At 69.6% G+C, this 11,248-nt stretch carries 9 protein-coding genes; 5 read left to right on the top strand and 4 right to left on the bottom strand.

All coding sequences use genetic code 11. The features are described 5' to 3' along the window. Positions 1-340: 340 nt before the first annotated feature. The 4 genes from ACIBO2_RS53280 to ACIBO2_RS53265 all read left to right on the top strand — a co-directional run bounded on the left by ACIBO2_RS53280 (position 341) and on the right by ACIBO2_RS53265 (position 5,046). A complete protein-coding gene (locus ACIBO2_RS53280; RefSeq protein WP_397304881.1) occupies positions 341-1,735 on the top strand; it encodes a family 2B encapsulin nanocompartment shell protein in 1,395 nt (464 codons plus the stop codon). Positions 1,736-1,756: 21 nt separating this feature from the next. After that, positions 1,757-3,031 carry a family 2 encapsulin nanocompartment cargo protein terpene cyclase gene (locus ACIBO2_RS53275; RefSeq protein ID WP_397304879.1) on the top strand — a complete coding sequence of 425 codons (1,275 nt, stop codon included), beginning with the start codon at positions 1,757-1,759 and terminating at the stop codon, positions 3,029-3,031. Between the two features lie 50 nt (positions 3,032-3,081). Further along, positions 3,082-3,936 carry a geranyl diphosphate 2-C-methyltransferase gene (locus ACIBO2_RS53270; protein ID WP_358535928.1) on the top strand — a complete coding sequence of 285 codons (855 nt, stop codon included), beginning with the start codon at positions 3,082-3,084 and terminating at the stop codon, positions 3,934-3,936. Between the two features lie 102 nt (positions 3,937-4,038). Next, entirely contained in the window at positions 4,039-5,046 is a 1,008-nt protein-coding gene (locus ACIBO2_RS53265) for a LacI family DNA-binding transcriptional regulator (RefSeq protein WP_358535926.1), read from the top strand. Positions 5,047-5,060: 14 nt separating this feature from the next. On the opposite strand, the gene ACIBO2_RS53260 is transcribed toward ACIBO2_RS53265, so the two are convergent. The 4 genes from ACIBO2_RS53260 to ACIBO2_RS53245 are packed head-to-tail and all read right to left on the bottom strand — an operon-like array spanning position 5,061 to position 8,889. Further along, positions 5,061-5,951, bottom strand: coding sequence for a nucleoside hydrolase (locus ACIBO2_RS53260; RefSeq protein WP_358535924.1), 891 nt, complete (start codon positions 5,949-5,951; stop codon positions 5,061-5,063). Between the two features lie 12 nt (positions 5,952-5,963). Next, the gene (locus ACIBO2_RS53255) at positions 5,964-6,752 is read right to left on the bottom strand and encodes a carbohydrate ABC transporter permease (protein ID WP_358535922.1); all 789 of its coding nucleotides are present in this window, start codon (positions 6,750-6,752) and stop codon (positions 5,964-5,966) included. 2 nt (positions 6,753-6,754) lie between these two features. Beyond that, complete coding sequence (locus tag ACIBO2_RS53250) at positions 6,755-7,600, bottom strand: carbohydrate ABC transporter permease (RefSeq protein ID WP_397304876.1); 846 nt, start codon at positions 7,598-7,600, stop codon at positions 6,755-6,757. Beyond that, positions 7,597-8,889 carry a sugar ABC transporter substrate-binding protein gene (locus ACIBO2_RS53245; RefSeq protein ID WP_358535918.1) on the bottom strand — a complete coding sequence of 431 codons (1,293 nt, stop codon included), beginning with the start codon at positions 8,887-8,889 and terminating at the stop codon, positions 7,597-7,599. Before ACIBO2_RS53245 ends, ACIBO2_RS53250 begins: the two co-directional genes overlap by 4 nt. Positions 8,890-9,129: 240 nt before the next feature. On the opposite strand from ACIBO2_RS53245, the gene ACIBO2_RS53240 reads away from it, so the two are divergent. Continuing rightward, positions 9,130-11,184, top strand: a complete 2,055-nt coding sequence (locus ACIBO2_RS53240; protein WP_358535916.1) for a beta-galactosidase — start codon at positions 9,130-9,132, stop codon at positions 11,182-11,184. The last annotated feature ends 64 nt before the right edge of the window (positions 11,185-11,248 follow it).

The following is an 11,248-nucleotide window of genomic DNA, read 5'->3' as shown; positions in this document are numbered from 1 at the left end:
GCCTTTTCGGTGCGGACCGGGTCCTCTGCTTTTTCCATCGTTAATTCACGAATTATCGGTTAAATCAGACGCACTTGGATGGTCGAACAGCCAGAGAGGGCCATTGATTGGCCGCGGAATGGCCTTTAGCATCGAAGACGCCTCGACCGGACCACCAGCGTGAAGGCGACCGAGAATTCGATGACAGAGCCGCTCACATTCCGCGCCGCCACGACCGAGGAATTACCCGCGTCGATCTGATGCTCTCCGGAAGAGATTTCCCACCCGTACTCTCAAAGCCGCCGAAATCGGCCAGCTGAGCCGACGGGTTACATTCCACGATAAGAGAGTGCGAGGAAACATGCCCCCCGAGCAAGCGGAACAGCGGCTGAGCCTGGGCACCCGGGCCGCGCGCAACCTGGCCACCACCACCAAGACCCGTCCGCAGATGCAGGCCATCACCTCCCGCTGGCTGCTGCGCATGCTTCCGTGGGTGGACGTGGCCGGGGGCACCTATCGGGTCAACCGCCGCCTGACCCATGCGGTGGGACGTGGCCGGGTCAGCGTGGTGCAGAACGGCGCCGACGACGTGTGGATCATCTCGGAGACGCTCACCGAACTGCCCGCCCTGCGCGGGTTCGGCGACCTCGACGTGCTGAGCGCGCTCGCCTCGACGTTCACGGCGCGGCGGTTCCAGGCCGGGGAGGTCATCGTCGAGGCCGGGACGCCGGTCACCGAGACCTTCGTCATCGCCCACGGCCGGCTCAACCGGCTGTCCACCGGCCAGTACGGCGGCACGGTGGTGCTCGGGGTCATCGCGGACGGTGACCAGTTCGGCGACGAGGTCTTCGCCCAGGACGATGCCCGGTGGCCCTGCTCGATCCAGGCCACCACCGCCGGGACGGTCATGGTGTCGCCGCGGCGGGAGTTCCAGCGGCTGCTCGACCAGTCGCCCGCCCTGCGGGAGCACATCCAGCGTTACCTGGAGAGCACCCGCAAACCGGTCAACAAACGCGGCGAGGCGGCGGTCCACGTGGCCGCCGGGCACGTCGGCGAGCCGGACATCGGCGGCACCTTCGTGGACTACGAGCTCCACCCTCGCGAATACCCCCTGAGCGTCTCGCAGACCGTCCTGCGGGTCCACACCCGCGTGGCCGACCTCTACAACGAGCCGATGAACCAGTTCGAGGAGCAGCTCCGCCTGACGATCCACGAGATCCGCGAACGCCAGGAATGGGAGCTGCTCAACAACCGCGAGTTCGGGCTGCTGCACAACGCCGACTACAGCCAGCGGATCAACACCTGGTCCGGACCCCCGACCCCGGACGATCTGGACGACCTGATCAGCATGCGCCGCAAGACCCGCCTGCTGCTCGCGCATCCCAAGGCGATCGCGGCCTTCTTCCGCGAATGCAACAAGCGCGGCCTGACCGTGGGCAGCGCCAACGTCAACGGCCACGAGATCCCGGCCTGGCGCGGAATCCCGATCTTCCCGTGCGGCAAGATCCCGATCACCGACGGGCACACCAGCTCGATCATCGCCATGCGCACCGGCGAGGAGGACCAGGGAGTGGTCGGCCTGCACCAGGTCGGCCTCCCCGAGGAGTACGAGCCCGGCCTGAACGTCCGCTTCATGGGGATCAACAGCCAGGCGGTGATGTCCTACCTCGTCAGCGCCTATTACTCGACGGCGATCCTGGTGCCCGACGCGATCGGGATCCTGGAGAACGCCAACATCGCCGCCCCCCGCTCCTGACGATCCTAGGAAGAGGGCCGCATGCCCGCAGACGACACCGCAGAGCCGCCGGCCACCATCACGCTGCCGGCCGGCCCCTCCGTCCGCCGAGCCGCCGAAACCCAGGTCCAGGCCATACCCGAGCAGCCCGCCGAAGCGGACGCGCTGGCCCGGATGACGGCGGGTCCCACCGGCCTGGGCACCTCGGCGCTCCGCGTCCCGTCCCCGGACCAGTGGCCCCCGCCCAGGGTCCGCGAGCACGACGGGCACGAATCCGCGCAGCCGCGGCTGACCCTTTCGAGCGCCATGCGCGCGCACGACCTCACGCCGCTCGCCTACCGGGAGCGGGAATGGGGCGACGGGTCCTATTCCCCGCTGTACTGCCCCGAGACCGTACGCGTCGACGAGGACCTGGGCGAGGAGGTCAACCGGCGCCTGGTGGCGTGGGCGGAGCGGATCGGGCTCCACGAGGGCCGGATGAAGGAGTTCAGCGATACGGGCTACGGCCGGCTGGCCATGCTCACGCACCCCGACACCGACGACCCCGACATGCTGCTGATCGCGGCGCAGACGAACGCCGCCTGGTGGGCGGCCGACGACTACTACGCCGACGAGACCGATTTGGGCGCGACGCCGACCGAGCTGCCACCGCGGCTGGCCCTGGTGACCTCCGCCATGGACCCGCCGCCGCCCGTGGGCGACTACACCCGCCAGCTCGAGGAGACGATCCAGGCCGACCCCGTCCTGGTCTCGCTGCGGTCGAGCATCAGCCACATCTCCCGCCACGCCACCGCGTCACAGATCGGCCGCGTCTGCAACATCACCTCGCAGATGTACGTGAGCTGGGCGGCCTACGCGGCTTGGCGCTACCTGGAGACGCCGCCACCGGTCTGGCGCTACCTCGCGGCCCGTCAGCACGACAGCTTCTACACCTCCATGACGCTGATCGACATCGTGGGCGGCTACCACCTGGGCGCCGACCTGTTCTTCATGCGGCGCTTCCACACCGCGCTCATGCAGGCGGGCACCGCCAGCGTCCTGGTCAACGACCTGTATTCCGTCGAGAAGGAGGCCGCGGACGAACTCCCCGACTCCAACGTGATCCTGCTCATCGCGGCCGAGGAGAAGTGTTCCACCCGCGAGGCGACCGAACGCGCGATCACCCTCCACAACGATCTCGTCAAGGGCTTCGAATCCAGCCATCGCGCACTCGCCGCCGTCCCATGTGTGGAGCTCCAGCGTTTCCTGCGCGGAGCGCAGGCGTGGATGGCCGGCTGCCTCGAATGGCATGGCTCCTCCAGCCGCTACCAGTCTTGACCGCACCCCGGCAGTTCATAAGAGCAGTTCATAAGAAGGGAATCCCTCAGGTGACCGCTACGCAGGAATCCTCCGTTCTCAGCAGCCTCTACCAGCGATCCGTCGCCGACTACTGGAACACCGAGCAGAACCCGGTCAACCTCCGGCTGGGCGAAGTGGACGGCATCTACCACCATCACTACGGCATCGGAGAGGTCGACTGGACGGTACTGGACGGCCCCGCGGAGACCCGGGACGAACGCGTGATCAAGGAGCTCCACCGGCTCGAATCGGCGCAGGCCGACTTCCTCATGAGCCGGCTCGGCCCACTCGAACCCCACCACCGGGCCATGGACGCGGGCTCGGGCAGAGGCGGCTCCAGCATCGTCGCCAACCTGCGGTTCGGCTGCCACGTGGACGGCGTCTCCATTTCCGAGTCGCAGGTCGCCTTCGCCAACGAGCAGGCCAGGAAGCGCGGCGTGGCCGACAAGGTGCGCTTCCACTTTCGCAACATGCTCGACACTGGCTTCGAGTCTGGAACGTTCCAGGCGATCTGGAACAACGAGAGCACCATGTACGTCGAACTCTCGCTGCTGTTCGCCGAACACGCCCGGCTGCTGAGCCGCGGCGGCCGATACGTGTGCATCACCGGCTGTTACAACGACGCCTACGGCCTGCCGTCCCGGGCCATCAGCCAGATCAACGCGCACTACATCTGCGACATCCATCCGCGCAGCACCTACTTCAAGGAAATGGCGGCCAACCGCCTCGTCCCCATCAGCGTCGTGGACCTCACGCCCGCGACGATCCCCTACTGGGAACTCCGCGCCCAGACCGCCCTGGCCACCGGCATCGAACAGCACTTCCTCGACGCCTACAAGAACGGCAGCTTCCAGTATCTGCTCATCGCCGCCGATCGCGCCTGACGGACGCGCCGTCCCGGCCGCCGGCGACGCGAGCGTCGCCGGCGGCACCCCTCCCCGGGGCGGCGCTCAGAGGCGGGTACCGGGCGGTAAAGTGGTGTGATCGTGGTAACCCGTAACGACGTGGCGCGCCTGGCCGGGACCTCGCCCGCCGTGGTCAGCTATGTGATGAACAACGGCCCCAAGCCGGTGTCCGCGGCGACCCGGAGCCGGGTGCTGGCGGCCGTCGAGGAGCTGGGCTACCGTCCCAACGCCGTGGCCAGGTCCCTGCGCGCGCGGCGGACCTGGACGATCGGCGTCATCGCCTCCGACAGCGCGGGCGGCAAGAGCCCGTTCTTCGGCGAGTTCACCCGATCGTGCGAGGACGTGGCCTGGGAGCGCGGCTACTCCGTCCTGCTCGGCAACTCGGCCGAGGATCCCGCACGCGCCGAGGGCTACGTGCGCTCGTTCCTGGAGCGGCAGGTCGACGGCCTGGTGCTGATGCGGGTGCGCCCGTCGCCACAGCAGGTCAAGGAGATGGAGGGCGGCATCCCGGTCGTGACGATCGACCACGAGGCGCCCCCCTACTTCTCCAGGCTGGCCGTGGACGATGAGGAGGGCGGCCGGCTCGCGGCCGCGCACCTGGCGGGGCACGGCCACACCCGGCTCGCGTTCATCGGGGGGCCGCTGGACATCGCGGCCGTCGAGCTGCGGCTGGCGGGGTGGCGCAGGGGGCTGGCCGAGGCCGGGCTCGACAGCTCACTGGTCGCGCTGGGCCCGCTCAGCATGGAGGGCGGCTATTCGGCCGCCGTCGAGCTGCTGGCCGAGCGGCCGACCGCGGTGTTCGCCACCACTGACCATCAGGCGATCGGCGCCATGCGCGCCGCCGCCGACCTGGGCCTGCGGGTGCCCGGTGACCTGGCGATCGTCGGGTTCGACGGGGCGCGCGAGTCGGCGTTCACCGTGCCGGGCCTGACGACGATCAGACAGCCGATCGACGAGATGGCCCGCTTCGCCACGGAGACGCTGATCGCCGGGGTCGAGCAGGGCGCCCACCAGCCGGTGACGAAGATCTACCCCGCCGAGCTCGTGGTCCGCGGCTCGTGCGGCTGCCAGGACCGGCGGACGCCTTAGGTGGAAGGCCGGGCCTAGCTCGTGCGAAACAGGCGCGGGCGGGGCGCCGCCACGGTCCTGGCGACGATCTGCGCGGCGACCTCGTCCGCGTGCGCCGCCACCGTGATCCTCGTACGGCCCGCGCCTTCCGTGAACACGCTCCCCCCATCGGGACCGATCGCCACGTGGCCCTCCGGCGTGAACCCGAACAGATCGGGCGCCAGCAGGGTCAGCACCGTGATCGGGTCGTGCGGGCTGTTCCACTCCTCGTTCCAGAACCGCCACCACTGCTCGATCTCCGCCTTCAGCGCCTGCCCGAACTCGCCCGCCTCAGCGATCCTGGCCACGTCGCCGGCGTCCAGCCGCACGGTCGTGGTGATCTCCAGCCCGGTCACGGTGATCGGGGCGCCGGAGTCGAACACGATCTTCGCGGCCTCGGGGTCGCACTTGAAGTTGTGCTCCGGCTCCGGGGAGTCGAAGCGCCCGCCCATGATCCACAGGTGCCCGACGTTCGCCGCGAACTCCGGGTCGGCCTGGATGGCGTTCGCGACGTTGGTCAGCGGGCCGATCGCGACGACGTCGATCTGGCCCGGCGCCTGGCGTACCAGCTCGGTGAGGTAGGCGGTGGCGTCCGGCTCATGGGAGATCCGCTCGGTGTCGAGGTCGGGGAAGAGCTTGCCCTCGTGGCCCGCCCACCAGACCTCGCGGTCGGTGAGCGTCTTCTCCGCGCCGGGCACCACGGTGAGGGTACGGCCGGCCAGCCGTAGCAGCCGCTGCGCCAGGCGCGCCCGCAGCGCCGTGTCACCGTAGACGGTGACACAGCCGAGCAGGTCCACCTCCGGCGACCCGAGCAGGACGGCCAGCGCGAGCGCGTCGTCCACGTCGGAGCCGAGGTCGGTGTCGAGAACGATCTGACGGTCAGCCATGATGGCCTTTCTCTACTTGAGCCCGGTCGTCGCGATGGACTGGGTGAACTGGCGCTGGAAGCGCAGGATGATGACCAGCGGGATCACGGTCAGCACGACCGAGCCGGCGAACAGCTGCCCATAGTCGATGGTGAACTGCCCGCGCATGTTGGCCAGCGCGATCGGCCCCAGCTGGTGCTCGGCGTCGGTGCCGATGAGCAGCGGCCAGACGTACGCCTGCCACTGGAAGATGAACAGCGTCAGACCCGCACTGACCAGGGCGGGACGCGACAACGGCAGATACAGCCGAGCGAACACCCCGAACCACCCCAGCCCGTCGATCCGCGCCGCCTCCACCAGCTCGGCCGGGACGGCCAGGAAGAACTGACGCAGCAGGAAGATCGCCAGGCCGTGACCGAGTCCGGGCAGGATGAGGCCCGCGTAGGTGTTCTGCAGGTTCCAGTCGCGAAACAGCGTGGCCAGCGGGATCGCGATCGCGTCGAACGGGATGAGGAAACTCAGCACGACGACGCCGAAGAGCACGCCCTGGCCCCGGAACCTGATGGCCGACAGGCCGAACGCCGCCGCCGCGGAGATGGCCAGGCCGATCAGGACCGTGGCCAGCGCGACGAGCAGCGAGTTGGCGATGGCCCGGCCGAAGCCGCCCGTCAGCAGCGCCAGATAGTTGGCGAGCGTCGGGTCTGCGGGGATCAGCGAGTTGCCGAGGTTGCCCGTGCCGCGCAGCGAACTGCTGAGCGCCCACAGCAGGGGCAGCGCGAAAGCGAGGCCGACGACGACGCCGGCGAGTGTCTTTCTGAGCATGCTCAGTCCTTGGCGCGCAGCAGGCGGAACTGGACGATGACGACCGCGAGCACGACCAGCACCAGCAGCATGACCTCGGCCTGGGCCAGGTTGAGGTCGCCGACGCTGTAGGCGCGGGTGAAGATGTCGAACATGGTGACGTTCGTGGAGCCCTGCGGGCCGCCGTTGGTCAGCATCTGGACCGGGGCGAAGACCAGGAAGTTGGAGACCGTGTCGGCCACCAGGACGAACGCCAGCGGCCTGCGCAGCAGCGGCAGCGTCACGTGCCAGAATCTGGCCCAGGACGAGGCGCCGTCGATGGCCGCCGCCTCGTAGAGCGCGCGCGGGATGTCCTGCATGCCGGCGATGAGGAACATCATCCAGTAGCCGACCCCGATCCACGACAGCAGCACGATCAGGCACCACAGCGCCTGCTGCGGCGAGGTCAGGAACGGCTGCTGCGGGATCCCCAGCACGTGCAGCACGGCGTTGAGCATCCCGTCGGGCCGGTAGGCCACGCTCCAGATGGCCGCCGACACCGCCGGCGGCACCGCGATCGGCAGGATCACCAGGGAGCGCAGGAAGCGCACCCCGGCGAACTTCCGCGTGTAGAGGACCGCCAGCGCCAGGGCGACCGCGATCTGCAGCGGATTCACGATCAGGCTGAACACCAGCGTGACCTTGACGCTCTGCAGGAACGTCGGGTCGTCGAACAGCGTCGCGTAGTTGCCGAGGCCGACGAACGACGTCTCACCGGTGACCAGGCTGGTGTGCCGCAGACTGCTGCCGATGGCGATGCCCGCGGGGATCAGCCGGAGCGCCAGCAGCGCCACCAGCGCGGGCGCCAGAAAGGCCAGCGCGACCTTCATCGAAGCTGCTTCCAGGCGGTGGTGATCTCCTGGGTCGCCTGGTCGAGCCGGGCCTTGGGGTCGGCGCCGTTGCGGATGTCGGCGAACGCCTTGGTCATGATGTCCTCGAACTGGATGTAGCCGACCGACCTGGGCCGCGCCACCGCCGTGTTCTGGGCGTCGTACTTCATGATCTCGCCGACGCCCTTCGCCTTGGCGTCGAGCAGGGGTACGTACTTGTCGAACGCCGCCTTGTTGGACGGGATGATCGTGGTGTTCTGCGTGGTCTGGAGGTTGCCTTCGGGGTCGAGCGCGGCGTATTCGATGAACTTCTTCGCCGCCGCCTGCCTCTTGGAGGCCGGGTTGACGCCCCACGACCACGAGCCGGTCGGGGTCACCGGCTTGCCGCCCTGGAAGTAGGGGTACGGCGCCACGCCCCACTTCAGTCCCTTGGCCGCGGCGAACGTGCCCACGTCCCAGGGGCCGCCGGCGAAGAAGGCCACCTTGCCCTCGCTGAACAGCGGCGAGGTCTGGAAGGAGCCGACGCCGCGCGGGGCCAGCTTGTTCGCGAACAGGCCGTGGTACCAGGTCATCGCCTTGAGCCAGCCGTCGGTCGTGATGGCGGGCGTCAGCATCTCGGGGCCGGTGATCCCGGATCCGCCGCCCAGCGACTCGGCGAGGCTCTGCAGCTGGTAGAACTGCTCGATCTGCTCGGGGATGACCGCCCACTGGGCGCCGGCCTTCTCCTGCGCCTTCTTGCCGGCCTCGACCGTCTGCTCCCACGTCCACCGCTTGGCCGGGTCGCTCGGCGGCGGTTGGACGCCCGCCTTCTCCAGCAGCTCGGTGTTGTAGAAGAGGAACTGGTCAGAGGTCCAGATGGGCAGCGCCCACAGCTTGTCCCTGAAGACGTTGACCTCGTACTGCCCGGGGAGGGCGGCGCTCTTGGCCTTGTCCGTCAGGTCCGTCAGATCGGCGAGGAAGCCGCGGGTGGCGAGCGCGGCGACGCGCGGCTGGTCGACCGTGTAGACGTCGATCGAGTCGTCCTTGGCCGCGAGGCGCTGCTGGAGCACGCTGTTGAGCTGGTCGAAGGGGACCTGGGTGTAGTTGACCTTGGTCCCCGGGTTCTTGGCCTCGAACCCGGCGATGACCGGGGCGAAGGTCTTGGGGTCCTCGGGGCCGACGAACTGGATCGGGCCCGAGGCGTCGGCGGCCTGGCTCGCGCCGCCCGACCCGCCCGACCCACCTGAGCCGCAGGCGGCCAGGGCGCCGGCCAGGGCTGTCGTGGCGATAACCACCCTGAAGAACTTCATCCCCTAGCTCCTTCTAGACCGAGGTCTACACGTGTCACCTTCAGGCGGCCAGGATGCCACCAAGCGCGCGGAAGGACAAGGGCCAGGTCAGGCGGCTCGCACGCCACCTGACTGGACATTTAGGACGCATCACCTAAAGACGTTGACATATCCGCAAACCGGGCCATAGATTTTTTGCGAAACGTTTTCACCAACTCGTCTCGGCCCGCCGCTGCGCCGAGCCGCCCAGGCCGGAGTGGAATGACTTCGTTAGGCTCGGGCCCGGCGCGACGGAGCAGGCATCTGACGGCCTCGCCGCGACTGGGCACGCACACCCTCACCGCCGGACGCGGACTGCTCTTCGGCGGCGACTACAACCCCGAGCAGTGGCCGGAAGAGGTCTGGATCGAGGACGTCGAGCTGATGAGGGCGGCCGGGGTCAACCTGGTCACCGTCGGCGTGTTCAGCTGGGCGCGGATCGAGCCGCAGCCGGGCGCGCGCGACTTCGGCTGGCTGGACCGGGTGCTCGACCTGCTCGGCTCGGCCGGGATCGCGGTCGACCTGGCCACCCCGACCGCCTCGCCACCGCCGTGGCTGGGCCACCGCTGGCCGCGCACCCTGCCCGTGGACGAGTCGGGCCACCGGCTCTGGTACGGCTCGCGCAACCAGTTCTGCCCGTCGTCCCCGGCGTACCGGGAGAAGGCGCTGGCCATCGTCACCGACCTCGCCGACCGCTACGCCGGGCACCCGGCGCTGGCGCTGTGGCACGTGGGCAACGAGTACGGCCAGGTCTGCCACTGCGGTGACACGGCGGCGGCGTTCCGTGCCTGGCTGCGGGAGCGCTACGGCGACCTGGACGCCCTGAACGAAGCGTGGGGCACCAGCTTCTGGAGCCAGCATTATGGCGAGTGGGCCGAGATCATCACCCCGCGCCGCGCCCCGTACATGATCAACCCCACACAGCAGCTGGACTTCTGGCGGTTCTGCTCGGACGCGCTGCTCGCGCACTACCGCGCCGAGCGCGACATCCTGCGCGAGCGCACCCCGGACGTGCCCATCACCACGAACTTCATGGGTCTGTTCAAGCCCGTCGACTACTGGGCGTGGGCGCCAGAAGAGGACATCGTCTCCAACGACTGGTACCCCGACCCCGCCGACCCGCTCTCCCCCGCCCGCTCGGCGCTCACCCACGACCTGACCCGCTCACTCGGCGGCGGGCGTCCGTGGCTGCTGATGGAGCAGGCCACGAACGGAGTGAACTGGCGCCCGCACAACCTCCCCAAACCGGCAGGACAGCTACGACTGGAGTCGTTGCAGGCGCTCGCCCGCGGCGCCGACGGGCTGTGCTACTTCCAGTGGCGGGCCTCCCGGTTCGGGGCCGAGCGCTTCCACGCCGCGATGGTGCCGCACGCGGGGCCGGAGACCCGGCTGCACGCCGAGGTCCGCGCCCACGGCAACGAGCTGCGCGGGCTGGCCTCGGTGGCGGGCGCACCGGTGCCCGCCAAGGTGGCGATGGTGCACGACTGGGCCAGCTGGTGGGCGCTGGAGGAACGCGGCCGGCCCAGTGACCGGCTCACCCTGCCCGACCAACTCCTGCGCTTCTACCGGCCGCTGTGGGAGCGCGGCGTGACCGTTGACCTGGTGCCGCCGTCCGCGGACCTCACCGGGTACGCGCTAACCGTGGTGCCGAACCTCTACCTGATCAGCGACGGGGACGCCGCGTCCCTGACCGAGTACGTGCACCGCGGCGGTGTGCTGCTGGTCGGCCCCTTCTCGGGGGTGGCGGACCCGCGGGGGCACGTCCGTACCGGCCGCTTCCCCGCGCCGCTGCGCGAGGTGCTGGGCGCGTCCGGCGAGGAGTGGCTGCCCGCGCCGGAGGACCGGCCGGTGCGCTGCCACTGGGCTGATGGCACCGGCTTCACCGCGCGGATCTGGACCGAGCTGATGGCCGCCGAGGGCGCCGAGCCGGTGGCCACGTTCGCCGACGGCGACCTGGCCGGCCGCCCGGCGATGCTACGGCACGAGAGCGGCGCGGGCGTCGCCTGGTACGTGGCGACCGTGCCCGAGGCCGACGGGCTGGCCGAGCTGACCGCGCGGGTGCTGGCCGACGCGGACGTGACCGGGGCCCTGCCCGAGCTGCCGCCCGGCGTCGAGGCGGTACGCCGGGGACCTGTGCTGTTCGTGCTCAACCACGGCGACGAGACGCGGCGCGTGCCGATCCCCTATCCGGCCGAGGACCTGCTGACCGGGTCCACGGCCGACGGCACGGTGACACTGGCGCCGCGCGCGGTCGTCGCGCTGCGGCCTCTCAACTGATCCCGTCAGAGCTGATCCCGCCCGAGCTGATCCCGCCCGAGCTGATCCGGTCAGCGCTGATCCG

This window comes from Nonomuraea sp. NPDC050022, assembly GCF_044460705.1.
GTDB lineage: Bacteria > Actinomycetota > Actinomycetes > Streptosporangiales > Streptosporangiaceae > Nonomuraea.
This window is presented reverse-complemented; position numbering and strand designations above follow the sequence as displayed.